This window comes from Luteitalea sp., assembly GCF_044337415.1.
In the GTDB taxonomy this organism is placed as follows: domain Bacteria; phylum Acidobacteriota; class Vicinamibacteria; order Vicinamibacterales; family Vicinamibacteraceae; genus Luteitalea.
The window spans coordinates 1-23,528 of record NZ_JBIINP010000059.1 but is presented as its reverse complement, the minus strand read 5'-3'; the positions used below and the strand labels follow the sequence as shown (position 1 = coordinate 23,528).

The window sequence follows — 23,528 nt, the reverse complement described above, 5'->3', positions numbered from 1 at the left end:
GGGCAGGGACAAGGAACAGGAACGCGCGGGCGACGCAGACAAAGCGAGGGACGAGAGAGCAAGGGACGAGGAGGGGCGCGGCCGGCGAGGCCAGGCCATAGGAGCAAGGGCAGGGAGAAAGTGCAGGCGCAGGGGCGCAGACAGCTTGCAGACGGAGCTGGGGGCTGGGGGCTGGGGGCTGGGGGGCTGGGGGCTAACCGGGCGCTGAAAAACTCCGTCCTGTCGTGGAAGGTTCAGAGTTCTGAATGGAGAGTGCGCCGATCTTCAAGGGAATCGCAGCCCCTCCATTCTGAATTCTGAACTCTGCATTCAGGTTGCGGGCTTTTTCGGCAACCTGCCACGGTCTTGCCACCGGGCGCCGTCGAGGTTGGGTGCGGCGGCCGCCGTCGATGATTTCCGCGACGACTCGTCGTCCAATGGAGCATGGCCATGAACGTTCTGCTGTGGGTCTTCCAGGTCCTGCTCGCTGCCGCCTTCCTCGCGCACGGCCTGATGTTCCTGTTCCCGGGCCCCGAACTCGAGGCGCTGATGAACGCATCGATCGCGCGGCCCCTGCGCTACTTCCTGGGCGTCGCGGAGGTTGCCGCGGGCATCGGGCTCGTGGTGCCGGGCCTGACGCGCATCGCGCCGTGGCTCGTGCCGCTCGCCGCCGCCGGGCTGGTGCCGATCATGGTCGGCGCCACGGTGCTGCACATCGCCCGCGCGGAGTACGGGTCGTCGGTGACCACCGCAATCCTGCTGCTGATGATCGTCGTTGTCGCGTGGGGCCGCTGGCGGGTCCGACCGATCGCCCCCCGGACGCGCGCCTGACCACGCAGGGGCCTCGGGGGCGCAACAACCGATGCGAATCCGAGCTGCCGCGCGCCCTTTGCCGAGCGCTGCCCTGTCCCTGCCCCTTGTCCCTCGCCTCCCTGGTGACTCGTCCCCCGTCCCTGTCCTTGTCCCCCGTCCCTGTCCCTGTCCTTGTCCCCCGTCCCTGTCCTTGTCCCTCGTCCCTGCTCTGTCCTCGTCCCTTGTCCCTCGCCTCCCTTGTCCCTCGTCGCTTGTCCCTCGTCCCTTGCGCTGCCCTGTCCTTGTCCCTCGTCCCTGCTCTATCCTCGTCCCTTGTCCCTCGCCTCCCTTCTGACTCGTCCCTTGTCCCTCGTCCCTTGCGCTGCCCTGCTAGCATGCGTGCCGATGACGATGCAGGCGCAGTCGTGGCCGTTTCCGTGGCCACAGGATCGGATTGCCTCCTACACGGCCCGACGAGCCACGGCCCCGCTGGTCATCGATGGGCGACTCGACGAGGCCGACTGGCAGGCAGCGGAGAAGTCGCCGCGCTTCTCGCACCTCGTGGGCGGTGCGCCGGGCATCCACGACACGCGAGCCGCAGTGCTGTGGGACGATCAGTACCTGTACGTCGGCTACTGGATCGAGGAGCCGTTCGTCGAGGCCACGCTCACCGAGCGTGACTCGCTCATCTACACCAACAACGACGTCGAACTGTTCATCGCCGGCCGCGATGCCTACTACGAGTTCGAGATCAACGCGCACAACACCATCTACGAGGTCTTCTTCATCTGGGAGCGCGAGTTCGTGTCGTCGGGCTACGCCGCCCGGCCCGAGTTCGATCGCGCGCACCCGGGCGTGAAGCCGTTCAACGGCGTCGGCTTCAAGAACCACCCGAGGGGACCGCGCATCGGCTACTGGAACTGGGACATGCCCGGACTCCGGACGGCCGTGCACGTGGATGGGACGCTGAACGACAACCGCGATCGCGACCGCGGCTGGACGGTGGAACTGGCTATCCCCTGGGCATCGCTCGCGCCGCTGGCGATGCCCGACGGGCGCGCCCTGCCGCCACGCGACGGCGACGAGTGGCGCATGGATTTCTCGCGCTTCAACCAGTACAAGGAAGCGCCGCCATCGGCCGATCCCGGCGGTTGGGCGTGGAGTCCCCATGGCGTGTGGGACTCCCACGTGCCCGAGCTGTTCACGAAGGTCCGCTTCTCCACCACGCCCGTCGCGCGCCCGACCCCACCCCGGTGACTCGTCCCCACGGAGCTGCCATGTCCGCCTGCCTGTCCTCGTTCCGCCTGCTGCGTTCGCTCGCGGCCACATGCCTGGCGCTCGCTGTCGCGGCCACTGCCGCACACGCGCAGGTCAGCGGCCTCACGGGCACGCTCGTCGTCACCAACAAGACGCCGTCGACGGCGACGATCGTCGACGTCGGCTCCGGGCGCACCCTGGCGACGTTGCCCACCGGCACCAACCCGCACGAGATCGTCATGTCGCCCGACGGCAGCCTCGCCGTCATCACCGACTACGGCGGCCAGCGCCGGACGCTGACCGTGATCGACGTGCCCGGGCTCAAGGTGGCCCGCACGATCGATCTCGGCGAACACCGCGCGCCGCACGGCATCGTGTTCCTGCCGGGCGACCGGCTCGTCGCCGTCACCTGCGAGCAGACGCGAAACGTCGTCATCGTCGACGTGGTTGCGGGTGTCGTGAGTCACGCCATCTCCACCGACGCAGGCGGGTCGCACATGGTGGGCGTGACCGCCGACGGCACCCGCGCCTACACCGGCGACATGCGCGACCACACCGTCACCCAGCTCGATCTCGGCACGCGCAAGGCGGTGCGCCGCTACCCCGTCCCGGCCGTGCCCGAGGCGATCAACGTGACGCCCGACGGCAAGGAGGTCTGGGTCGGCAGCAACCAGACCGGCCAGGTGAGCGTGCTCGACCCCTCGACCGGCAGCGTGACGAAGGCCGCCGAGGGCCTGAAGTGGCCCTACCGCATGCTGTTCACGCCAGACGGACGGCAGGTGATCGTCCCGGACCCGACCCTGCACGAGGTGCGCTTCATCGACCGCGCCGCGCGGACGGTAATCGGCACGCTCGCGCTACCGGGTGCGCCGCAGGGCGTGACGATCACGCCGGATGGTCGCTATCTGTTCCAGTCGCTGAGCGCCGAGACACGCGTGGCGATCATCGATGCCGCGGCGCGCAGTGTCCGTGGGCACCTCACGGTCGGCGGTACGCCCGACGGCGTCGCCTATACGACGCGGGTGGTGACGCCGCGCTGATGCCACGCCTCGTGCTCAGGCGGCCGCGGCTGCAGGACGAGGCGGAACTGCTGCGCGCGCACCGCGCCACATCGCCCGACCTGCCGAGCTTCCTGCACCTCTACCAGGACGGCATGCCGATGGCGCGGTACCTCGAGGTGCTCGACGCACGCGAGCGGGGGGAGCACCTCGGCGTCGGGCAGGTGCCCGCCACGTTCCTGTTCGCGTTCGTCGGCCCCCGGATCGTCGGGCGCGTGTCGCTGCGCCACGTGCTCACGCCACCGCTCGAGCGGATCGCCGGCCACATCGGCTACGCCGTCGTGCCCGAGTTCAGGCGTCGCGGTCATGCGACGGAGATGCTCCGACAGGCGCTGCGCATCGCCCGGCGCCAGCTCGGCCTCGCTCGTGTGCTCGTCACCTGCGACGACGACAACGTGGCGTCCATCAGGGTGATCGAGAAGAACGGCGGCGTGCTGGAGAACATCGTCGAGGGCACGGACCTGCACGTTGCGAAGCGACGCTACTGGATCGACACCCCGCCTCCACGAGGCGGCCGTCGCGCGATCACGCGCGTGACGTAGCCCGCCAGGCGGGTCCGTGGTCGCCGACGCGCTACCCTGTCGGGAGCGACATGGCAGACGAGGTCAAGAACTACATCACGCCGGCCGGCTACAAGCGCCTGCAGGACGAGCTGGCGCGGCTGTGGAAGGACGAGCGCCCGCCCGTCGTGAACACCGTCGCCTGGGCGGCGGCCAACGGGGACCGTTCCGAGAACGGCGACTACATCTACGGCAAGAAGCGCCTGCGCGAGATCGATCGGCGCATCCGCTACCTGTCCAAGAGCCTCGACAAGGCGGTCATCGTCGACAACGCGGGCAAGGGGCTCGCGCAAGTCCGCTTCGGGGCCACCGTCACCATCGAGTACGAGTCGGGCCAGGAACGCGAGCTCACCATCGTCGGCGTGGACGAGATCGACAACGGCGACGCCCGCATCTCCTGGCGCGCGCCGCTCGCGCGGGCGTTGATCGGCGCCAAGGTGGGCGATGTCGTCACCCTGCGCGCGCCGAAGGGCGACGAGCGCATCGAGGTGGTCGAAGTGAGGTACGAGCCGGTCACGTAGAACGGCGACAGGCTGCCGGCGGCAGGCGACCCGACGTGTCGCGCGAGCCGACACTCGCACGATCGTGGCGCGGATGAGGCGGAAGACGGCCGCCCGCACCTCACGGACGCGACGTGACACACTGCGTCGGGGGGCGACATGCCCGGACTTTCTTCCGCAGACGCCACGGCTCGGCTGGCACAGCTGGGCCCGAATGCCCTGCCCGACGCGCCGACGGTCCCGACCTGGCGACGCTTCCTGCAGCAGTTCGGCAGCCCGCTGATCCACATCCTGCTCTTCGCCCTCGCGTTCGATCTCGGGGTGTGGTGGTACGAGGGTGCGCACGGCTGGCCCGTCGAGGCCACGGCCATCGGCCTGATCCTCCTCTGCAATGCCGCGTTGGGCCTGTACCAGGAGCGGCGCTCGGAGGCGGCCCTGGCGCGGCTGAAGGTGCTGGCGGGCGCGCAGGCGTGGGTGCTGCGCGACGATGAGCTGGTCCGGATGCCCACCCACGTGCTCGTGCCCGGCGACTGGGTGCGCCTCGAGGCCGGCGACCGCGTGCCTGCCGACGGCGCGCTGCACGACCCGCGCGGCGTGCTGATCGACGAGGCGCTCCTCACCGGCGAGTCGGTGCCCGTCGACAAGGGCCAGGGCGAGGAGGCCTTCAGCGGCACGCTGCTGGTGCGCGGCAAGGCCTTCCTCGAAGTGACGCGCACCGGTGCATCCAGCGCGATGGGCAAGCTGGCCACGATGCTCGGTGGGATCGAGGCCATGAAGACGCCGCTCGAGCGCCGCGTCGACGCGCTCGGCAAGGGCATCGCGCGGTGGGTGCTCTCGCTGGCCGTGGCGCTCGGCGTGCTGGGCGTGCTGGCCGAGGGGCTGGCGCGCGCGCCGGAGATGATCATCTTCGCCGTCGCGCTGGCCGTCGCGGCGGTCCCGGAAGGCCTGCCGGCCGTGCTCACGGTGGCCCTGGCACTCGGTGTCGAGCGGATGGCGCGCCTGCGGGCCGTCGTCCGGCGCCTCGCGGCCGTCGAGTCGCTCGGGTCGGTGAGCGTGATCGCCACCGACAAGACCGGCACGCTCACCGAGAGCCGCATGGACGTGCAGGCGCTCGAGGCCACCGACGTCCCACGCGCGCTCCTCGCCCTGGTGCTCGCCAACGACGCCGACCACGTGACCGGCGCGGGCGATCCCCTCGACCTCGGCCTGCTCCGCTACGCCGCCGCGCACGGCGTCGACGTCGCGCGCGTGCGCGGCGATCACCCGCTGGTGAGCGAGCGCCCGTTCGACAGCACCTGGAAGTTCGCGCGCGTGACCGTGCGTGACGGCGACGACTCGGTGAGCTACCTGAAGGGGGCCCCGGAGATCCTGCTCGACCGGTGCGTGTTGGCCGACCAGGACCGGCGCGACTGGACGGACAAGGCTGCAGCGCATGCGCGCGAGGGATTTCGCGTGATCGCGGTCGCGTGGGGCGCGGGCGACGCCGAGGACCACCTCACGCTGCTGGGGCTCGCGCTGTTCCGGGATCCGCCGAGACCGGAGGTGCCCGACGCGGTGCGCCGCGCCATCGCTGCCGGGATCCGCGTGGTGATGATCACGGGCGACCATCCCTCGACGGCCCTGGCCATCGCACAGCAGGTGGGCATCGAGGGTGAGCGCGTGCTCACGGGCGAGGACCTCGATCGCCTCGAGGGCGCCCCCCTGCGCGACGCGATCGGCAGCGTGCACGTCTTCGCGCGTGTACGGCCAGAGCAGAAGCTCCAGCTCGTCGAGGCGCTGCAGGCGCGCGGCCACGTCGTGGCGATGACGGGCGACGGCGTGAATGACGCGCCAGCGCTCAAGCGGTCGGATGTCGGCGTGGCGATGGGTCAGCGCGGATCGGACGTGAGTCGCGAGGTGGCCGACCTGGTGCTGCTCGACGACAACTTCGCGACCATCGTCGCCGCGGTCGAGGAAGGTCGCGGCATCTACGAGAACATCCAGAAGTTCCTGCGCTTCCTGTTCTCGACCAACCTGTCGGAGGTGCTGCTGGTGGCCGGCGGCGCCATCCTGGCGTTCGCGTTCGGCCTGCGCGACGCGGCCGGGGCCCTGCTGCTGCCGCTGACCGCGGCGCAGATCCTGTGGATCAACCTGCTGACCGATGGGTTGCCGGCGCTGGCGCTGGCGCTGGACCGGACGCCCGGCCTGATGCAGGAGCCGCCGCGGGCCTCCGACGCCCCGCTGCTCGACCGCCCGTCGGTGCGGTTCGTGATCGGCGTGGGCAGCACGAAGGCCGTGCTGGCGCTCGCGCTGCTGGGGCTGGTGCCGCTGCTCGGGTACGGCCTCGACGTGGCGCGCGCCACGACCTTCCACTTCATGGCCGTCGGTCAGTTACTGCTGACGTATCCGTCGAGGCACACGCGGCTGCGCCCGCTGCCCAACCCGTACCTGCACGCGGCCGTGATCGGCGGCATCGCGCTGCAGGTGGGCGCTGCGGCCGTGCCCGTGGTGTCGCGGCTGCTCGGGAACGCGGCGCTGCCGCTCGAGCTCTGGGGCGTCGTGTTCGGGGGCGCGATCGTCGCGTGGGCCGCGGCGGAGGCGATGGCGCGCGTCGTCTGGCGCGACCGCGCGGGTCACCGCTGAGGCCGGTGGATCCACGCCGATACCGCCGGCGCCTGGCCGTGTCCGTAGCCGCCACTCACGAGGACGCGCCCGTCGGGCAGCGCCGCGGCGGCGGAGAACAGGCCGGGCAACCGCACCCCGGAGCCCGGCACCTCGAAGAACGCACCAGCCTGTGGGTCGAAGAGCTCGGCGGCGACGGCGCCACCGGCAATCAGGACCCGTCCGTCGGCAAGGAGCACCGACGTGCCGAGGTGCTTGTAGCGGGCGCGCCGCATCTCCGGGCCACGCGTGAACGCACCCGTCGCCGGAGTGAAGAACTCCGCAGACGCGTATGCGCCATCGCCATCCCGCTCGTCCGATCCCCCCGTCACCAGCACCCGGCCGTCGGGCAACAGGACCGCGTCGTGCTTGTGGCGACGGACGGTCATGCGGCCGGTGCGGCTGAACGTGCGCGTCGCCGGGTCGAAGATCTCGGCGGAGTCGTGCAGGGTGAGCTGGCGGCGCGGCCCCTGGTGCCCGCCGACGACAATGACGCGTCCATCGGCGAGGCGCGCCGCGGCATGTCCCTCGCGCGCGACCGTCATCGGGCCCACCCGCGTGAACGTGCGTGTCGCCGGATCGAAGAGCTCGGCATCCGCGAGGTAGGTCCAGCCCTCGCCGAGGCCGCCCACCAGCAGGACCCGTCCGTCGGCCAGGGCGACGGCGACGTGATTGGCGCGCGCCGTCTTCATGGGCTCGATGGCCGTGAAGAGGCCGGTGCGCGGATCGAAGAGCTCCGCGGCGGCCAATGTGCGTGAGCCCTCGCCGTAGCCACCCGCGACGAGGACACGCCCGTCGGCCAGGCGCGTCGCCGTGTGGCTGTGACGCGGCACCCGCATCGCCGGTGCGGCCGTGAATCGCCCGCGACCGGGCTCGAAGAACTCGGCGGCAGGGCCAGCACTCGCGGCCTCGAACCCGCCCACCACCAGCACCCGGCCGTCGGCGAGGGTCGTGGCCGTGTGGGCGGCCCGGGCGGTCGCCATGTCGGGCAATCGCTCGAGCACGCCTGTGGGCGCACCAGCGCCGGAAGGCCACGCCTGCGCGCCGAGAAGCGCGGCCAGCGCCAGGACTGCCGGAAACATACCTGCGTGCATCGCCACACTCCCTGTCCAGGACGCAACGCGACAGTGCGCAGCGCCGTGTGCAGGAGGGACGCACGAGAGCCGCAGGGCGTTAACGAGGTACACCTCGATTCAGAATTCAGAATTCAGAATCGAGGCATCGCGATGCGCTCGGCGAGTCGACGTCACCTTCAGTCTGAACTGTGAATTCTGAATCGTTGTGCAGCCGCCATACCTGCGCTACGACTGGATGCTGATCAGCTCGACGTCGAACACGAGCATGCCGGCCGGGGCGCCGGGGCGGCCGCCGTAGGCGAGGTGCTCGGGGATCCAGAAGCGGCGCTTCTCGCCTTCCACCATCAGCTGCACGCCCTCGGTCCAGCCCGAGATCACCTGGTAGAGGCCGAAGGCGATGGGCTCGCCGCGCGCCACCGAGCTGTCGAACATCTTGCCGTCGGTCGTCCAGCCCGAGTAATGGACGAGGACCTTCGAGCGCGGACCAGGGTGCTGCGTCCCCGTGCCGGGCTCGAGTTGGCGGGAAGCGAGTCCGCTCGGCGTGGTGGTGGCATCGGCGGGCGGGGCGGCGACATCGGCAGGGGCGGGAATCATCTCGACAGGGTCTCCAGAGAGGTGTGAACGGGCGATACGGTACCACTGCGGCGGACGGCCTGCGCACCCATGCGTCCGGCCGGAAGGGATGGCAATGACTACCTACGGTGGTAGATTGCCGCACATGCTCCAGCCCATTCGACTGGCCGCCACCGCGGCCCTGCTGATGCTGCCTGCACTGGCAGGCGCGCAGTCGGCCCCCATCAAGGGCGACGCCATCCTCGAGCACCCACTGGGGGTGCTCGCGAGCAAGAGCGTCGACCTCGTCGCCGCCGGACAGTTCGATGCGCTGATGGCCCTCAGGGTCAAGGAGGACCAGGCAGACTGGAAGACCGCCTCGGCGACGGACAAGAAGAACTGGGGCGCCCGGCAGAAGGAACTCGCGCCCACGCCCGCCGTGTTTGCCGAGCTCGTGCGCAAGGCGGGCGAGTTGACCGTCGAGGGCGATTCGGCGTCGCTCGAGGCCACCACGTCGGCGGGAACGCTGCGGCAGATGTTCACACGCGAGGCCGGGCAGTGGCGCATCCAGGTCGGGCCCATGTTCATGAGCGCGGCCGACACCGCCGCCGCGTCGGCGCCCATGACGCGCGTCGAGGGGGCCAACCTGGCGAGCCATCCCGCCAGCGCAGTGGTCCTCCAGTACGTCGACCTCCTCCATGCCGGCAAGCTCGACGAGGCCATGGCCAGGCTCGGCAGCACGAAGGCCCAGGCGGAGTGGAAGGCGCTGCCCGCCAGCGAGAAGAAGGAAAGCGCCGACTTCCGGATGCGGACGCTGCCGAAGCGGGCCGACGTGGCGAAGTCGTTGGCCTCGGGCGGCGTGCTGCTGATGCAGGGCGACGAGGCGACGCTGAACCTGATCACGATGACGCCGGCGACGTCGTCCAACAGCACGGGGTCGTCCACCACGATCGGCATCCCGCTGATCCTCGAACAGGGGCAGTGGAAGCTGGCGCAGTAGGCCGGGGCGGCGCACGGAGGCCGAGACCCGACCGTCGCGCATCTGTCTGACAGCAGGCGTAGGATGCTCACCATGCTCCCAATCGAGACCATCAAGGCGGCCTATGCCGCCTTCGGCAGGAACGACCCGTCCGTGCTCTTCGGGGCCATGGACCCGGCCATCACCTGGAACGAGGCGGAAGGCAACCCGCTGGCGGACCGCAACCCGTACGTCGGCCCGCAGGCCATCGGCGAGGGCGTGTTCGGGCGACTGCTGGCCGCGCTCGACAACTTCTCCGCGGTGCCCGACACGTTCATCGACGGCGGCGAGTACGTGGTGGTGCTCGGACGGTACGGCGGCACGTTCAAGCACAGCCACGAGCTGCTCGACGCGCAGTTCTGTCACGTGTACCACTTCCGCGACGGCAAGGCCGTGACGTTCCAGCAGTACACCGACACGGAACAGTGGGCACGCCTGTCGGCCTGAGCACGAGCACGTCGTAGGGACGCCTCACCGCCCTCCGGCCGTGCTCGGGGTGGCCTGAGCACAGTCGACGGCCGAGGCGTCCCCGTCGACGCGGATGAGGATCGCTCCCCTGCCGGACTGAATCTGCGCGAGTGCAGGAGCGCGCGCGGGGCGGCAGCACGGCTATAGTCCTGTCATGCCTCGCGCTCCACGCGTCAGTCGTCGCCGATTCATCGACACGGTGGTCGCCGCACCCGCGGCGGCCGCACTCGCACGGCCGGCCGTCGCCGCGCAGGCCCCCGCGTCCACCGGCGGCGCGCCCCGCGACCTGCCGAGGAGCGTCGAGAGGAGTGCGGCGGACCTCGGGCCCAACTTCGACGCCATCAGGCGCCTCGACGGCGACGCCACCTATCCGGCGTCGTTCCTGTCGGGGCGCTTCCCCACCCTCGACGCGTTCACCTCGCAGGCGCGGGCCCTCGTGCTCGACGGGTACGGCTACCGCCCTGCGCCCGTCGCTCCCGCGCCCGAGGTCGTCGACCGCTACGAGGGCCCCGACTACATCCGGGAGAAGGTGGTGTTCTCCACGACACCCACCTTCCGCGTGCCGGCCTACGTGTTCATCCCGAAGGGCCTGCGCGGACGCGCGCCGGCCGTCGTCGACCTCCACTCGCACGGCGGGATGTTCCTGTTCGGCAAGGAGAAGGTGATCGACTTCGGCCGCAACCACCCGGCGATGGTGAAGTACCACGCCGACAACTACGAGAGCCGCCCGACGGCCACCGAGCTCGTGAAGCGCGGCTACGTGGTGATCACCATCGACGCCTTCATGTTCGGCGAGCGCCGCGTGCTGATGGATGCCGACCTCGGCAGCGGCTGGGAGCGCTCGGCCTATACGCTCGACGACGTGACGCGCCTCAACCGCGTGTGTGCCTCGAAGGAGTCCACGCTCGCCAAGTCGCTCACCGTGCTCGGCACGAGCTGGCCGGCCATCGTCGCCTGGGACGACATGCGGACGGTGGACTACCTCGCGTCGCGCCCTGAGGTGGACGCCTCGCGCATCGGCTGCGTGGGCGTGTCGTTCGGCGGCTGGCGCTCGCTCTTCCTCGCCGCGCTCGATCCCCGCATCGCCGCCGGTTGCGTCGTCGGCTTCATGTCGACGATCCGATCGATGCTGCAGCGTCACGTCGACACGCACTCGTGGGTGCACTTCCCGCCGGGTGTCTACCGCCAGCTCGACCTGCCCGACGTGGCGACACTCACCGCGCCGCGGCCATTGCTCGTGCAGCAGTGCCTGCGCGACGGGCTCTATCCGCGCGAGGGCATGGACGCCGCCGTCCGCAAGATCGCCGACGTGCACCGGCGCGCCGGCCTGACCGATCGCTTCACGACGATGTCGTACGACGTGCCGCACGAGTTCAACAAGCAGATGCAGGACGACGCGTTCGCGTGGATGGGCACGCACCTGCGGCCGCGCGGCTGATTGGTAGGGCCCGTTGTCCCAACGCGGCCCGTCGCGCTGACAAGGATTGGAGCCCCATGCTCATACAGTCACTCGACACGCTCAGGGTCTCGACGCGAGGGCGCGGCTTCTACGACATCACGCGCGACGTCCAGGCACGCGTCGCACAGGCAGGCGTGCAGACCGGCCTCTGCACGCTCCACCTGCAGCACACCTCCGCGTCGCTGCTCATCCAGGAGAACGCCGACCCCGATGTGCGCCGCGACTTCGAGCGCTTCTTCGCGCGACTGGTGCCGGACGGCGATCCGCTCTTCATCCACACCGCGGAGGGCGACGACGACATGCCGGCGCACGTGCGGACGGCGCTGACGACGGTCAACCTGAGCGTGCCGGTCGCAGATGGCCGGCTGTGCCTCGGCACGTGGCAAGGCATCTACGTGTGGGAACACCGCCGCATCCCGCACACCCGGTCGGTGGTGGTGCACGTCATCGGCAGCGACGACTCGCAGGTCTTCAGCGCGCGGCCAGGCTCGGGCGGGTGATGACCTGGGCCGCTGGGTGGCCCTCGATGGCCAAGGACCCGGTGGAGGCGTGGGGGCGTCCGAATGGCGGGTGTGCCGCGTTCTCCTGGCACGGGGTGATTCGGATGCGTTGCGTGACGGTGGTCTCGGCTCTTGTTGCTCTGATGCAGGTGTTGGCGATGGCGCAGGCCCCGGAGGTTCCGCTGTTTGCGTTTGCATCGCCCGACGCGGCGGCGGAGTGGCAGGCCGTGAACGACGGCGTCATGGGCGGGGTGTCCGACGGCCGATTCAGGATGACCGACCGCCAGACGCTCGAGTTCTCCGGGACGCTCTCGCTCGAGAACAACGGCGGCTTCGCGTCGGTGCGATCCCGGCCCCGGTCGCTCGGCCTGCAGACGGGCGATACGCTCGTGGCTCGGGTGCGGGGTGACGGGCGCGAGTACCAGTTCAACCTGTACGGCTCAGGGCGATCGAGGGCCTTCTCGTACCGGGCGCCGGTGCAGACCCGCGCGGGCGAGTGGATTGAGGTGGCGGTCCCGCTGGACCGGTTCGAGGCCACCTCGTTCGGCCGGGTGCTGCGGGGAGCGGACCCGGTGGATCCCCGGAACGTCCTGTCGGTCGGCTTCCTGCTGGCCGAGAAAGCCCCCGGCCCGTTCGTGCTGGAGGTGGCGTGGATCAAGGTCCTTCGTCGTGAGGGCCGCTGAGGCACGCAGGGTGGGCCCGCGGGTCAACGGCCGCGCGGGGGCCCCCGCCCAGCCTCTCTGCTAGCATTGCAGCCAGCCGAAGGCAGGAGGTGAGCGATGACGAAGTTCACGCGACGCACGTTCCTGAAGACGGGTCTCGCTGCCAGCACGTTGGCCATCTCCGCGCCGTTGCCACTGGCTGCGCAGCGCGGCACGGCAACCGACGTGGTCACGCTGGGGCGCTCGGGCGTGAAGGTCAGCAGGCTGGCCTTCGGCACCGGCAGCTTCAGTGGGCGGGTCCAGCGCCAGCTCGGGCAGGACGGCTTCACGCGCCTGGTGCGCCACGCCTACGACAACGGCATCCGCTTCTTCGAGACGGCCGAGTCCTACGGGGAGATGCACCGGATGCTCGGCATCGCCCTCAAGGGCATCCCGCGCGACACCTACCAGATCATGTCGAAGGTGACGACGCGCGATGGCGTCGACCCACGGCAGAAGTTCGACGAACTGCGGACGCTCGCCAACACCGAGTACTTCGACATCATGCTGCTGCACTGGCAGCACACGGCGACCTGGCCCACCGACAGCGCCCGCTGGCAGGACGGCATCCTCGAGGCCCAATCGCGCAACGTCGTGCTGGGGCACGGCGCGTCGATGCACGGGCTGCCGGCCCTGCGCCGCGCGCCAGGCAACCCGTTCCTCGACGTCGCCATGGTCCGCGTCAACCACACCGGCAAGAGCATGGATGCCGAGGACTACGCGACGTCCGGGCTCGGCAACGTGCCTGAGGTCGTGACGCACGTCCACGCCGTGCGCCGCGACCGCATGGGCGTCATCGGCATGAAGCTGGTGGGCGAGGGCGCGTTCGATCGCGAGGACCGTCGCCGGGCGATGCGCTTCGCGTTCCGCGACGCCGGCGTCGACTGCGTCACCGTCGGCTACAAGAGCCCTGCCGAGATCGACGAAGCGATCGAGAACCTGAACCTCGCGCTCGCATAGCGCGGGTCACGGGCTGGCGCCCACGTGCCCGGCGGACCCGCGCCAGGCACGTGCAGGCGGACGTCGACGCCGAGCTTTGCAACGATTTCACCCTCCGGAACGGTCACCGTGCACAGGCGATGAAGACGTCGGCGCTCGGCTATGCTCGGGTCGTGACCCTGCGGCACGTGTGGTCGGCCTGCCTCGGCACCGTCGCGGTGCTGGTGTGCGCCACGGCCGCGGCGGCGCAGCCGGTCACGTACCTCGCCCCGGGCGAGGTGGTGACGCCACCCACTCGGCAGCCAACGACGGCCCCGGACGGGCGACCCGACCACGACCGCGTCGAGTTCCCGCTCGACGGGCCGTGCCGCTGGCTGCCCCTCTCGCTGCCCACCAGGAACGAGCCCGGCCGCGCGCAGCGGACAGAGGCGGAGTTGCGTGAGCAGTTCCGGTTGCTCGAACGGCTCCGGGACTTCCTCGGCACGGCGCCTGTCCTCGATCCGCCCATCGGACTGTGCCCGGAGCTTTCCGTGCTGCTGGTCGGCAACGGCCGCGTCGCGGGTCATGCCTTCCGCGTGCGGGTCAGGCTGGGGATCTGGCAGGCGGGCGACCTGCGCCGCGATGCGCCTGGTGGGCGACTGATCAAGGACGCCGAACTGCGGTGGCTCGACATCCGCGTCAACGAACTCGACCTGGCGACGGCGTCGACGTACGCGTTCAGCGAACGGATGTTCGACGAGTCAGGCGTGTTCTTCCCTGAGCCCGTGCAGACCGGATGGTTCCAGGGGTTCCCCGTCTACAGCGAGCGCATCGTCATCGCCCGCGACACGACGCAGCCCTTGCTGCGCCCCGTCCGGCTCGATCGCGCCCTCCGCTGGCTGATTGCCGACCGCACACGACAGCTGGCCGAGACCACGGGCGCCGACAAGACGTCGACCGACATGCGTCACCGGTTCACACGCGAGCAGGCCGACGCGCAGGTGCGCCTGACGACGCTGACACCTGACGAGGCGGCGGCCCCCGCCTGCCTCACCGCCCCCTCGGCATCGCTGGCGCTCTTCGACGGCGTCGCGCGCGTGGGAACACCTGGATGTCGGGTGGCGTTGGTGGAGGACAACCCCGCCCTGTTCGACCGCCGCGTCTCGCGGGCCGCTGCGCAGGTGGTGACGGTCGGCACGGCCGGCGTGTTGGCGGCGGGGCGCCCCGCAGCCGCGCGCCCCGCGTCCCCGCAGAAACTCTGGGCCCTCGGCCACCTGCTCTACGGGCTCGACTGGAGACGCCTGCGCCAGGAGCTGATGCCACCACCGTGAGCGGGCGTCAGGTGCGTGCGCGCTGGAACAGGACGTCGCACTCCTGCTCGAGCACTCCGCCGATGACCGCGCATGTCCACCCCGGACTGCGGCGCGCCACTTCCTCCGCCAGGATGTCGATCTGCTTCCACCCCTGTTGCCGCAGGGTCCGGATCGACGTGCCGTACACCACCGTGCCGATGCCGCTCCAGAGGATGGCTCCCATGCACATCGGGCACGGCTCCGCCGTCGTGTAGAGGACGAGCTCCGGGCCGCGATCGCCCCACCCGGCGTCGGCAAGTCGATTGATGGCGTCGATCTCGCCGTGCCACGTCGGGTTCGCGCCAGACCGATTCCAGCCCTCGGCCACGACGTCGCCGGTCTCGGCCGACACGATCACCGCCCCGAACGGCAAGTCGGGACAGTTGGTGGTCAGTGCGATGGCGCGTCGCATGTGGTGCGTGTGGTCGAGCGATGGCGACGGCAGATGCCCGTCGGCGGTTGTAGCCATGCGTGTTTGGACGCCGACGTCCGCGTCACCCGGTGCGGCCGTGGGCCATGTGCACGCTGCGGGGCTCAGGCGAACGGGTCGCGGACGTCGAGCGACTCGAACTTCCGGAAGTCGCGATCGTTGGAGTAGAGCGTCCCGACTCCGTTCTGGAACAACACGGCGGCGAGGTGCGCGTCTGGCACCAGGTTGCCGCGCACGGTCGTGCCAGCCGTCACATGACGATACGCGTCGGGGAATCCGTCCTGCTCGCCCACGACCCGCACCTGCGGCAGCGCCAGCAATGCCTCGATGTTGGCCCACGCCTCATCCGGAGAAAGGGGCGAGGCGAAGATGCCCGGGTGTGTCGCGATTCGCAGGTAGCCCATGAGGGTCGGCCACGCCACGCAGAGCACCTCGGGGCTGGCCGCACACGACTCGAGGAACTCGCGAGCAGCGCGGTGCCTGGCGCTCGAGCGATCCGAGGCAAAGAGCAGGACGTTGGTGTCGAGCGCGTAGCTCACGGCCGGTCAGCGTCGAGCGCTGCGTACAGGGCGTCCTTGTCGTCGAGGTCGACGAGCGCGGTCATGGGACGTGACGTCCACCGGAAGGCGGTGCGCCCACGGGCCGTCCGGCGCCGAGCCAGCGCGTCGGCCAGCAGCTCGGAGATCACGGCACCCATGGATCGGCCTTCCTTCTCCTGCAGGGCCTTGACCTCGCGCAGGATCGGGTCGTCGATATCGACCGTGGTTCGCATGATGCGTGATGTTAGCAGTTCGAACATCAGATGCACAGATTACATCGACGCCGCGCGCGGCACCACCCGGTGCACCCACGCGTCCTTCCTGCCACACCCGCCACAGCCTCGCCGGCCGACACGCCGTCGTCACACGAACGGCACGCGGACGGAACACTGTCGATACACAGTTGCAGGGCCTTCTGGAGGACGACCCTTACGATGAGAAATTCCCTGCTCGGACTCGGCTGCGCGCTCACACTGGCGCTCGCGGCCTCACCTATCTCCCATGCCATCGGCCGCGCGCAAACGAAGCCCCAGGACGACGCGGGCGCGCGCGACAGCCAACGCCAGACCACGCCGGGCCAGTTCAAGCGCGTCGGCACCTTCGCCAACTTCCGCAACGCCGGCCTCGACGCGCTGACCGTGTCCGAGATCGTGACGAGCACGCCCGGCGGGCGCACGCTGATCTACACGGACGCGGAGGGGAGCGCGATTGGCTTCGTCGACATCACCGATCCGGCCAACCCGGTGGCTGCCGGCACGGTGGCACTCGACACCGACCCGCTGACCGCGCCGGTCTTCTCGCCGACCTCGATCGCCATGCTGCGCAACCAGTACGTGCTGGTGGCCATCGACACCAGCCTGTCCAAGAAGCAGCCGAGCGGCGAACTGCAGGTGATCGACCTGTCCACCCGCACCACGGTCGCCACCATCGAGCTCGGTGGACAGCCCGACTCGATCAAGGTCAGCCCCGACTCGCGCTTCATCGCAGTGGTCGTCGAGAACGAGCGCGACGAGACCCTGTGCGTGGGCGGCACGTCGAACGATCTCGTGGTCGCCGACGCCGTCTGCACGACGGGCGGCGGCCGGCTGGGCGGCATGCCGCAGAACCAGCTCGGGAACCCCGCCGGCTACCTGTCGGTCATCGCGACGGCCGGGGCCCCATCGACCTGGACGCGTGAGGACATCACGCTGACCGGTCTTGCCGGCCGCTTCCCGCTCGATCCGGAGCCGGAGTTCGTCGACATCAACCAGCAGAACCAGGCCGTGGTGACGCTGCAGGAGAACAACCACATCGTGGTGATTGACCTGCCGACCCGCAGCGTGACGTCGCACTTCTCGGCCGGCGCCGTCGACCTGACGCAGATCGACACCGTCCGGGCTGGCTCGGGGATCCCCAACACGATCTCGCTCGTGAACAACCAGCTGGGCCGGCTCCGCGAGCCCGATGCCGTGGCCTGGGTCGGCAACCGCATCGCCACCGCCAACGAGGGTGACTACGACGGCGGCAGCCGCGGCTTCACGCTCTTCAACGCCGACGGCACGGTCTTCTACGAGAGCGGCAACACCTTCGATCATCTCGGCGTTCGCTTCGGGCACTACCCGGAACGGCGTTCGAACTCCAAGGGCACCGAGCCCGAGGCCATCCTCTTCGCGAAGTACGGGGACCGGGACATGCTGTTCGTCGGGTCCGAGCGCGGCAGCTTCGTGGCGGTCTACGTCGTCGACTCGACCGGCATGCCGCAGTTCCTCCAGTTGCTGCCCGGGCCGCTGGCACCGGAGGGCCTGCTCGCCGTGACGAACCGCAAGCTGCTGGTGGCCTCTGGCGAGAGCGACGCGCCGCCCTATGGGGTCCGCTCGACGGTCCAGATCTACAAGCTGGCCAACAGCGGTCCGTTCTATCCGACGGTGATCTCGGCCGACGAGTCGATCGGCGGCGCGGCCCCGACGCCCATTCCCTGGGGTGCGCTCTCGGGCCTCACCGAGGTGCCTGGGCAGTCTGGCCGGTTCCAGGCCATCTCCGACTCCTTCTACACGCCGACGACCATCTTCAACATCGACACCACGACCTCGCCGGCCCTGATCACGCGGGCGCTCACCGTGGGCACGCAGTGCACCACGCCCGCCAACTGCCTCGATCCCGAGGGGCTCGCCTATGCGCCGAACGGCGACCTGTGGATCGCCAGCGAGGGCAACACCGACGACACGCGGCCCAACCGCCTGGTGCAGGTCGACCCCACCAACGGCGCAGTGCTCCGCACCGTTGGCCTGCCGTCGGCCGTGCTGGCCTGCCGTGCCGCCGAGCGCGGCAAGCCGGCAGGCACCCGTGCGACGGGCAGCCACGGGTCCGGCTTCGAAGGGCTCGACATCGTCGCGAAGGAAGGCGGCGGATACCTGATCTACGCCGCCCAGCAGCGCGGCTGGAACTACGCCACCACGCCCGAGTGCGATGCCCTGGACGACGACCCGGTCGATGGCGGCAACATCGACGAGCCGAACCAGACGCGCATCTGGGTGTTCGACCCGTCGGTGGCCAACAACGACGCGGCGTGGACCTCGGTGAACTACCAGTTCCAGCCGAAGCCGGCCAACGCGTCCTGGATCGGTCTCTCGGAGATCACCTACACGCCGACGGGCTGGCTGCTGATCGAGCGCGACAACCTCACCGGCAGCTTCGATTCGCCAGACGATGCCGAGACGCCGAACGGGTACAAGACGCTGGTGCGGCTGCCGCTCTCGCCGGGCGTCAACGGCTACACGCGCGCCGACAAGGAGATCTTCGACCTGAGGCCGGCGCTGCTGTCGAGCCGCGGCTGGATCACCGACAAGCCCGAGGGCATCGGGCGGCTGCCTGACGGCTCGATCTACGTCGTGACCGACAACGACGGCGTCGATGGGTCGGCCGGCGAGACGATCTTCAGGCGCCTGGGACGGGCCGGCAGATTGTTCCCCTGAGGCAGGTCCGGGGGCGAGGCGAAGGCCTCGCCCCCGTTTGCGTTCAGGCCTGTTCGACGACGACGCGGCTGACCCGCAGGGGGTCGAGGGCCCTTCGTTCCCTGGGCGTCAACGCGGCTCCCCGCCAGTCGCTGTTCTGAACACACCGCTGCCCCCGCCGGCGTACAGCACGTTCCGGTCGCGCGGATCGATGGCCAGCGCGAACACGGTCGGGTTCGACAGGCCCTGCGACACGGCGCGCCACGTCCCCCCGCTGTCGGTGCTCTTGAAGACGCCGCCGCCTTCGGTCCCGATGTAGATCACGGCCGAGTCGGTGGGGTCGATGACCACGCCGTTGCCACGGCTCGTGCGGAGCGACGTCAGCCCGGTATTGGTGGTCTCGAACGTGGCACCGCCGTCGCGGCTGCGCATCACGCCCCCGGTCTGCAGGGCCGCATAGACGATGGCGGAGTTGCGCGGGTCGACCGTGAGGTTCGAGACGGAGGCCGTGAGCGGCTGCGTCCATGTCGCGCCGCCGTCCGTGCTGCGGTGCAGGCCCAGGCGGCCACCCGCGAGCAGTCGATCGCCGTCAGCCAGGATGGCGCGGACGTCGGTGAGCGTCGCGGCCCCGAGCCGGACGAACGTCGTGCCGCCATCAGCGCTGCGCCACAACCCCTCGCCGACCGTGCCGGCCAACACGGCACCGGTGCGCGCGTCCACGGCCGCCGACCAGACATACGACACCGGCGAGCCCACCCGGCGTGACGTCCACGTCGCGCCGCCGTCGGTCGACACGTTGAGGCCACCGCCGTTGAAGGCGCCCACGTACAGACGACGGCTGTCGGCGGGATCGAACACGACCTGACGCGACGAACGGCTGCTGAAACCGGTCCCGAACCTCTGCCAGGTCGCGCCGCGATCGCCCGACGCCACGAGACCGCCATCGTTGGTGGCGGCGACGACCCGCGCCGGGTTGGCCGGATCGACCGCCAGGCCGTAGACGTTCTGGGCGTTGAGCGCGGCGATCGTTTCGGTCGCGACGGCACTCCAGACGGCACCGTAGCTTCCGGACACGAGGACGCCGTCGGTGCCGGTGGCGGCATAGAGCTCGCCCGTGGCCCGCACCGCGAGCGCCAACGTCAGGCTGCCATCGAGCGCGGTCTGCTCGAACGTCTGGCCGAAGTCGCGGCTGTAGGCCACGCCACCCCCGGCCGTGCCCGCGTAGACCAACCCGCGGCGGCCCGGGTCGTGGGTCAGGGACACCACCCGGCGGTCGAGTGGCGAACCCACCTGGTGGAACGTCGCGCCGCCGTCGTCGCTCCGGAACACGCCGTCGCCGTTCGTGCCCGCATAGATCGTCTCGCGGTGCTGCGGGTCGATGGCCATCGACCAGACGATGGGTCCCACCGGGAGCGCCTGCCACGAGGCCCCACCGTTCGTGCTCTTGAAGGCACCGGCGCCGCCAGTGCCGACGTAGATCACGTCGGGTTGCTCGCGATCGATCTGGACGGTCCAGATCGACGTGACCGGCAGACCGCGATTGGCTGCCTGCCACGTGACCCCGCCGTCCACTGACTTGAGCAAGACGCTGCCGCCATTGGTCCCCGAGTACAGGATGGACGGCCGGGTCGGGTCGATGGCCAGCCACAACGGGGCCCCGGCGTTGTCGCCGAGCGACTGCCACGTGCGGCCACTGTCGACGGTCTTGAACAGCCCGCTCCCGAACGTGCTGACGTAGACGATCTCGCAGTGCAGCGGATCGACGACCATGGCGCTCACCGCCAGGCTGGTGAGACCGGTGTTGACTGGCTGGAGCGTGCGCCCCTCGTCGCGGCTCCTGAGCACGCCGCCGCCGAAGGTGGCGACGTACATCAGGGCCGGATCGCCAGGACACAGCCCGACGGGGGCCTGAATGGCTGGTCGGCCGACGGCAAGCGCCTCCCACGCCGATGCCTGCGCCTGCGCGCGGGCGCCAGGCAGCACGCAGCAGACCAGCACGGCGAGAAGACTCACGAGACATGCGCGCGAAGTGCTTCTGAACATCACGACTCCTCTTTGCTGTTCGACGATCGGCGGCGCAGCCTACTCGACGACGACGCGGCTGACCCAGCCGGTCCCCGGCGCGCAGTGGAAGCTGCACTGCGTGAGGTAGAGCGCGCCGTCGGGTCCGCGCGTGAGCGAGCCTGGCGAGGCGAGACCCGAGAGGATCACGGTGTGCGTGCCGTCGTCGTTGATGCGCACGAGGCTACCGAGGCCAGCGCCGCCGCCGTCGAAGATCGGCGCCTGGAGCGCATAGAGCCGCCTGGCGCGGTCGAACGCGATGGCGATCACCGACGTGAGGCCGCTGGCCACCTGGATGTTGCCGCGCGGCGACAGCCGGTAGATCGCGCCGGCGAAGTTGTTGTCGAAGCGGCCGTAGGTGCCGAGGTAGAGTTCGCGGCCTTCCGCGACGATGCTCGTATAGGTGTTGTCGCCGAACATCTTGTAGAGGTCGGCCACCAGCGAGACGGTCGGGCCGGGGGCGGTGCCCTGGCTGCCCACCGGTGGAGCGATCTCGACGAGCAGCCCGTGGTTGGCCTCCACCGCGAGGATGCGCCCGCGATTCCTGGTCATCCCGAACCACACGCCGTCCGGCTCGTAGTCCGGCGACTGGAACTGCTCGACGCCCTTCTGGCCAGGGTTGGCGAGAATCCAGGCGCTGAGGTTGGCCACCGAGCGCCGCGAGCCGTCGCGGTCGACGGCGAGCAGTTCGTTCACCGCCTCGGGATGGCCCTTCGAGCAGCCGCCCCCGCCACTCAGGGCGAGCAACTGCTGGCCGTCGAAGGTCAGATCGGCCAGGCCGAAGTTGTCGCCCACAGCCGCCGTGCTCGAGGGGAAGCCGTCGGCCAGCACCGAGGCGGTGTCACCGCCGCGACGCAGGCGCAGGATGCGCGACGTGAAGCCGCCCGTGAAGGGACCGATCACCGACTGGAAGCAGTTGGTCGTGGTCAGTGTGCCTGGCGCCGTCCACGTCTCGGCGATGTAGAGGTCGTTGTTGCGCGCGAAGGCCAGCCCGCGCGGGTCGCTCAGGCCCGAGACGACCGTCGAGACCGAGACATCCTGCGCGAGCGCTGAGGGCGCGTTGGCCATCAGCACGATGGCCGCCATGGCCAGAACTCCTGCTCGTGTCATGAGAACTCCTGTCGAAGGGATCGAACACAACCTGTGGTGAACCCCCGGGCGCAGCGGCGCCGCTCCTGCATCCACGAGCACGGAGTTCAACGAGGGTGGCTGTACGGGGAGGCGGGATCGCGTGGCGCGATCTGTCATGGCATCGCGCACGAGCCTGCAGGCGAGGCAACCTGGAGCGCGCTCGTTCGCGCGGCGGACCCGCGATAGAATCCGCGCCATGGCGGCCAGCGTGCCCGACGACGTGCCACCGCGCCGCATCACCGAGTTGCTCGTCGCGTGGCGCGACGGCGACCAGGCGGCAGCGGATCAGTTGGTGTCGCTGGTGCACGCCGAGCTCCGTCGGCTGGCGCGCCGCCACATGCGCGGCGAACGCGACGGGCACACCCTGCAGACCACCGCCCTGGTGAACGAGGCGTACCTGCGCCTGCTCGCCGTGAACCGGGTGACGTGGCAGGATCGAGGGCACTTCTTCGCCATGGCCTCGCGGCTGATGGGGCGCATCCTCGTCGACCACGCGCGCTCGCGCAACGTGCAGAAGCGCGGCGGCGATCTGCACGCGGTGCCGCTCGACGAGGCGCTCGGCCTGTCGACGCAGGTCTCGGTCGACCTCCTGGCCCTCGACGCCGCGCTCAGCAAGCTTGCGGTTACAGATCCCCGCAAGGCCCAGGTGGTCGAGATGCGGTACTACGGCGGCTTCAGCGTGGCCGAGACAGCCGAGGCGCTGTCGGTGTCGGTCGAGACCGTGGCGCGCGACTGGCGCATCGCCAAGCTGTGGCTGCTGCGCGAACTGCAGGGGCTGCGTGATGCCGGCCCCGACGACCCACAGCCATCACCGCAGTAACCGCTCAGAAGCAGGTCTGGCCATCGGACGCTTCCGGCGCAACGCCGAAGGTGGCGTCCTCGAGGTCGTCGCCGACGAATACGGTACCCGGCGCGCGCAGGACCCGCATGCGCAACGCCGTCCGTTCGGGCACAGAGAGGACTCCCTCGACGCGCGGCCGGATCTCCTCGCTCCCCATGCGTCGGAGAAAGCCGAACAGCGCGGCAACGCGATCCAGGGTCGCGACGGGGTCGCGCGCCCCTTCTTCGGACGACAGCGGGATCGCCGGCGGCGGCAGCAGTGCGAACGTCGAGTGGTTCCATCGCAACAGATTGCAGGTGGGTGACGGGCTGAGCCGCACGGGCACCGCACCCGGGCCCGAGCCCAGGCGGATGGTGGGTCCTCCAGCACCCGCGCTCTCGACCGCGCTGGCCACCTGCCGCACGGCGGACTCCCACACCGAGCGGTACGGCTCCGCGGCCATGTCGCCCTGCAGGTCGAGCGTGATGTCGCGTGTCGGGCGCCACAGCCCGCTGTTGTAGTCGATGCCGTAGTAGGAACTCAGGGCGATCCACCGGGCCGTCACACCAGCCTCGACGGGCCACAGGGTGACCTGCTCGGCGGCAGACCGCACGACGCCGTGCAACTTCAGGTGGTTGGCGGCGGAGACCTGGTAGAAGGGGTTTGAAGGCAGGGGCTCGAACGACGCCGTCCCCTGTGCGTCAGTGACGCGGGTGACGTCGCCGAGGTGAATCGTGACACCGGCCAGGGGCGGCAACCCTTCCACGCCGGACCGCACGCTGAACGT

The 23,528-nt window shown here is 70.2% G+C and carries 23 protein-coding genes; 15 read left to right on the top strand and 8 right to left on the bottom strand.

All coding sequences use genetic code 11. The annotated features are described in order from the left end of the window. The first annotated feature begins 423 nt into the window (after positions 1-423). The 6 genes from ACIRDX_RS11185 to ACIRDX_RS11160 all read left to right on the top strand — a co-directional run bounded on the left by ACIRDX_RS11185 (position 424) and on the right by ACIRDX_RS11160 (position 6,768). Positions 424-810: a DoxX family protein gene (locus tag ACIRDX_RS11185; protein ID WP_396625505.1), complete on the top strand. Its 387-nt coding sequence runs from the start codon at positions 424-426 to the stop codon at positions 808-810. Between the two features lie 366 nt (positions 811-1,176). Then, positions 1,177-2,028, top strand: coding sequence for a carbohydrate-binding family 9-like protein (locus tag ACIRDX_RS11180; RefSeq protein ID WP_396625504.1), 852 nt, complete (start codon positions 1,177-1,179; stop codon positions 2,026-2,028). Between the two features lie 20 nt (positions 2,029-2,048). Next, the gene (locus tag ACIRDX_RS11175) at positions 2,049-3,068 is read left to right on the top strand and encodes a YncE family protein (protein ID WP_396625503.1); all 1,020 of its coding nucleotides are present in this window, start codon (positions 2,049-2,051) and stop codon (positions 3,066-3,068) included. Further along, positions 3,068-3,628 (top strand): GNAT family N-acetyltransferase, encoded by a 561-nt coding sequence (locus tag ACIRDX_RS11170; protein ID WP_396625502.1) that lies wholly within the window; start codon positions 3,068-3,070, stop codon positions 3,626-3,628. The genes ACIRDX_RS11175 and ACIRDX_RS11170 overlap by 1 nt, the downstream gene beginning before the upstream one ends. 50 nt (positions 3,629-3,678) lie before the next feature. Further along, positions 3,679-4,167: a transcription elongation factor GreB gene (greB, locus tag ACIRDX_RS11165; RefSeq protein ID WP_396625501.1), complete on the top strand. Its 489-nt coding sequence runs from the start codon at positions 3,679-3,681 to the stop codon at positions 4,165-4,167. Between the two features lie 138 nt (positions 4,168-4,305). Beyond that, complete coding sequence (locus tag ACIRDX_RS11160) at positions 4,306-6,768, top strand: cation-translocating P-type ATPase (protein ID WP_396625500.1); 2,463 nt, start codon at positions 4,306-4,308, stop codon at positions 6,766-6,768. Here the strand turns inward: ACIRDX_RS11160 and ACIRDX_RS11155 are convergent. After that, positions 6,759-7,868 (bottom strand): kelch repeat-containing protein, encoded by a 1,110-nt coding sequence (locus ACIRDX_RS11155; RefSeq protein ID WP_396625499.1) that lies wholly within the window; start codon positions 7,866-7,868, stop codon positions 6,759-6,761. The two genes, ACIRDX_RS11160 and ACIRDX_RS11155, sit on opposite strands and share 10 nt — an antisense overlap. A gap of 219 nt (positions 7,869-8,087) precedes the next feature. Continuing rightward, a complete protein-coding gene (locus tag ACIRDX_RS11150) occupies positions 8,088-8,456 on the bottom strand; it encodes an FKBP-type peptidyl-prolyl cis-trans isomerase (protein ID WP_396625498.1) in 369 nt (122 codons plus the stop codon). A gap of 124 nt (positions 8,457-8,580) precedes the next feature. Between ACIRDX_RS11150 and ACIRDX_RS11145 the strand changes: the two genes are divergently transcribed. The 7 genes from ACIRDX_RS11145 (at position 8,581) to ACIRDX_RS11115 (ending at position 14,809) form a co-directional block, all read left to right on the top strand. Beyond that, complete coding sequence (locus ACIRDX_RS11145; protein ID WP_396625497.1) at positions 8,581-9,414, top strand: hypothetical protein; 834 nt, start codon at positions 8,581-8,583, stop codon at positions 9,412-9,414. A 72-nt stretch (positions 9,415-9,486) separates the two neighbouring features. After that, positions 9,487-9,879, top strand: coding sequence for a nuclear transport factor 2 family protein (locus ACIRDX_RS11140; RefSeq protein ID WP_396625496.1), 393 nt, complete (start codon positions 9,487-9,489; stop codon positions 9,877-9,879). A 175-nt stretch (positions 9,880-10,054) separates the two neighbouring features. Continuing rightward, complete coding sequence (locus tag ACIRDX_RS11135) at positions 10,055-11,338, top strand: dienelactone hydrolase family protein (protein ID WP_396625495.1); 1,284 nt, start codon at positions 10,055-10,057, stop codon at positions 11,336-11,338. A 56-nt stretch (positions 11,339-11,394) separates the two neighbouring features. Beyond that, positions 11,395-11,859, top strand: coding sequence for a secondary thiamine-phosphate synthase enzyme YjbQ (locus ACIRDX_RS11130; protein WP_396625494.1), 465 nt, complete (start codon positions 11,395-11,397; stop codon positions 11,857-11,859). A gap of 113 nt (positions 11,860-11,972) precedes the next feature. Further along, positions 11,973-12,542, top strand: coding sequence for a CIA30 family protein (locus ACIRDX_RS11125; RefSeq protein ID WP_396625493.1), 570 nt, complete (start codon positions 11,973-11,975; stop codon positions 12,540-12,542). A 96-nt stretch (positions 12,543-12,638) separates the two neighbouring features. After that, positions 12,639-13,520 (top strand): aldo/keto reductase, encoded by an 882-nt coding sequence (locus tag ACIRDX_RS11120; protein WP_396625492.1) that lies wholly within the window; start codon positions 12,639-12,641, stop codon positions 13,518-13,520. Positions 13,521-13,672: 152 nt separating this feature from the next. Next, entirely contained in the window at positions 13,673-14,809 is a 1,137-nt protein-coding gene (locus tag ACIRDX_RS11115; protein WP_396625491.1) for a hypothetical protein, read from the top strand. Positions 14,810-14,816: 7 nt separating this feature from the next. On the opposite strand, the gene ACIRDX_RS11110 is transcribed toward ACIRDX_RS11115, so the two are convergent. From ACIRDX_RS11110 to ACIRDX_RS11100, 3 genes are all read right to left on the bottom strand, one after another. Further along, positions 14,817-15,299, bottom strand: coding sequence for a nucleoside deaminase (locus ACIRDX_RS11110; protein ID WP_396625490.1), 483 nt, complete (start codon positions 15,297-15,299; stop codon positions 14,817-14,819). 65 nt (positions 15,300-15,364) lie between these two features. Beyond that, positions 15,365-15,799, bottom strand: a complete 435-nt coding sequence (locus ACIRDX_RS11105) for a TA system VapC family ribonuclease toxin (protein WP_396625489.1) — start codon at positions 15,797-15,799, stop codon at positions 15,365-15,367. Next, the gene (locus ACIRDX_RS11100; protein WP_396625488.1) at positions 15,796-16,032 is read right to left on the bottom strand and encodes a ribbon-helix-helix protein, CopG family; all 237 of its coding nucleotides are present in this window, start codon (positions 16,030-16,032) and stop codon (positions 15,796-15,798) included. The genes ACIRDX_RS11105 and ACIRDX_RS11100 overlap by 4 nt, the downstream gene beginning before the upstream one ends. A gap of 201 nt (positions 16,033-16,233) precedes the next feature. On the opposite strand from ACIRDX_RS11100, the gene ACIRDX_RS11095 reads away from it, so the two are divergent. Beyond that, positions 16,234-18,750 carry an esterase-like activity of phytase family protein gene (locus tag ACIRDX_RS11095; RefSeq protein ID WP_396625487.1) on the top strand — a complete coding sequence of 839 codons (2,517 nt, stop codon included), beginning with the start codon at positions 16,234-16,236 and terminating at the stop codon, positions 18,748-18,750. Between the two features lie 108 nt (positions 18,751-18,858). Here ACIRDX_RS11095 and ACIRDX_RS11090 read toward each other — a convergent pair whose 3' ends face one another. Both ACIRDX_RS11090 and ACIRDX_RS11085 read right to left on the bottom strand, forming a co-directional pair. Beyond that, positions 18,859-20,772, bottom strand: a complete 1,914-nt coding sequence (locus tag ACIRDX_RS11090; protein ID WP_396625486.1) for a WD40/YVTN/BNR-like repeat-containing protein — start codon at positions 20,770-20,772, stop codon at positions 18,859-18,861. Between the two features lie 39 nt (positions 20,773-20,811). Then, positions 20,812-21,876, bottom strand: a complete 1,065-nt coding sequence (locus ACIRDX_RS11085) for a ScyD/ScyE family protein (RefSeq protein ID WP_396625485.1) — start codon at positions 21,874-21,876, stop codon at positions 20,812-20,814. Positions 21,877-22,117: 241 nt separating this feature from the next. On the opposite strand from ACIRDX_RS11085, the gene ACIRDX_RS11080 reads away from it, so the two are divergent. Next, positions 22,118-22,741: a sigma-70 family RNA polymerase sigma factor gene (locus ACIRDX_RS11080; RefSeq protein WP_396625484.1), complete on the top strand. Its 624-nt coding sequence runs from the start codon at positions 22,118-22,120 to the stop codon at positions 22,739-22,741. Positions 22,742-22,745: 4 nt separating this feature from the next. On the opposite strand, the gene ACIRDX_RS11075 is transcribed toward ACIRDX_RS11080, so the two are convergent. After that, positions 22,746-23,528, bottom strand: a 783-nt coding sequence (locus ACIRDX_RS11075; protein ID WP_396625483.1) for a hypothetical protein, incomplete at its 5' end; no start/stop codon positions are given.

Excerpts from the sequence above, each read along its gene's own strand:
- ACIRDX_RS11185 (WP_396625505.1), top strand. The coding sequence starts at position 424 with ATGGCCATGAACGTTCTGCTGTGGGTCTTCCAGGTCCTGCTCGCTGCC.
- ACIRDX_RS11180 (WP_396625504.1), top strand. The coding sequence starts at position 1,177 with ATGACGATGCAGGCGCAGTCGTGGCCGTTTCCGTGGCCACAGGATCGG.
- ACIRDX_RS11175 (WP_396625503.1), top strand. The coding sequence starts at position 2,049 with ATGTCCGCCTGCCTGTCCTCGTTCCGCCTGCTGCGTTCGCTCGCGGCC.
- ACIRDX_RS11170 (WP_396625502.1), top strand. The coding sequence starts at position 3,068 with ATGCCACGCCTCGTGCTCAGGCGGCCGCGGCTGCAGGACGAGGCGGAA.
- greB (WP_396625501.1), top strand. The coding sequence starts at position 3,679 with ATGGCAGACGAGGTCAAGAACTACATCACGCCGGCCGGCTACAAGCGC.
- ACIRDX_RS11160 (WP_396625500.1), top strand. The coding sequence starts at position 4,306 with ATGCCCGGACTTTCTTCCGCAGACGCCACGGCTCGGCTGGCACAGCTG.
- ACIRDX_RS11155 (WP_396625499.1), bottom strand. The coding sequence starts at position 7,868 with ATGTTTCCGGCAGTCCTGGCGCTGGCCGCGCTTCTCGGCGCGCAGGCG.
- ACIRDX_RS11150 (WP_396625498.1), bottom strand. The coding sequence starts at position 8,456 with ATGATTCCCGCCCCTGCCGATGTCGCCGCCCCGCCCGCCGATGCCACC.
- ACIRDX_RS11145 (WP_396625497.1), top strand. The coding sequence starts at position 8,581 with ATGCTCCAGCCCATTCGACTGGCCGCCACCGCGGCCCTGCTGATGCTG.
- ACIRDX_RS11140 (WP_396625496.1), top strand. The coding sequence starts at position 9,487 with ATGCTCCCAATCGAGACCATCAAGGCGGCCTATGCCGCCTTCGGCAGG.
- ACIRDX_RS11135 (WP_396625495.1), top strand. The coding sequence starts at position 10,055 with ATGCCTCGCGCTCCACGCGTCAGTCGTCGCCGATTCATCGACACGGTG.
- ACIRDX_RS11130 (WP_396625494.1), top strand. The coding sequence starts at position 11,395 with ATGCTCATACAGTCACTCGACACGCTCAGGGTCTCGACGCGAGGGCGC.
- ACIRDX_RS11120 (WP_396625492.1), top strand. The coding sequence starts at position 12,639 with ATGACGAAGTTCACGCGACGCACGTTCCTGAAGACGGGTCTCGCTGCC.
- ACIRDX_RS11110 (WP_396625490.1), bottom strand. The coding sequence starts at position 15,299 with ATGGCTACAACCGCCGACGGGCATCTGCCGTCGCCATCGCTCGACCAC.
- ACIRDX_RS11100 (WP_396625488.1), bottom strand. The coding sequence starts at position 16,032 with ATGCGAACCACGGTCGATATCGACGACCCGATCCTGCGCGAGGTCAAG.
- ACIRDX_RS11095 (WP_396625487.1), top strand. The coding sequence starts at position 16,234 with ATGAGAAATTCCCTGCTCGGACTCGGCTGCGCGCTCACACTGGCGCTC.
- ACIRDX_RS11090 (WP_396625486.1), bottom strand. The coding sequence starts at position 20,772 with ATGTTCAGAAGCACTTCGCGCGCATGTCTCGTGAGTCTTCTCGCCGTG.
- ACIRDX_RS11085 (WP_396625485.1), bottom strand. The coding sequence starts at position 21,876 with ATGGCGGCCATCGTGCTGATGGCCAACGCGCCCTCAGCGCTCGCGCAG.
- ACIRDX_RS11080 (WP_396625484.1), top strand. The coding sequence starts at position 22,118 with ATGGCGGCCAGCGTGCCCGACGACGTGCCACCGCGCCGCATCACCGAG.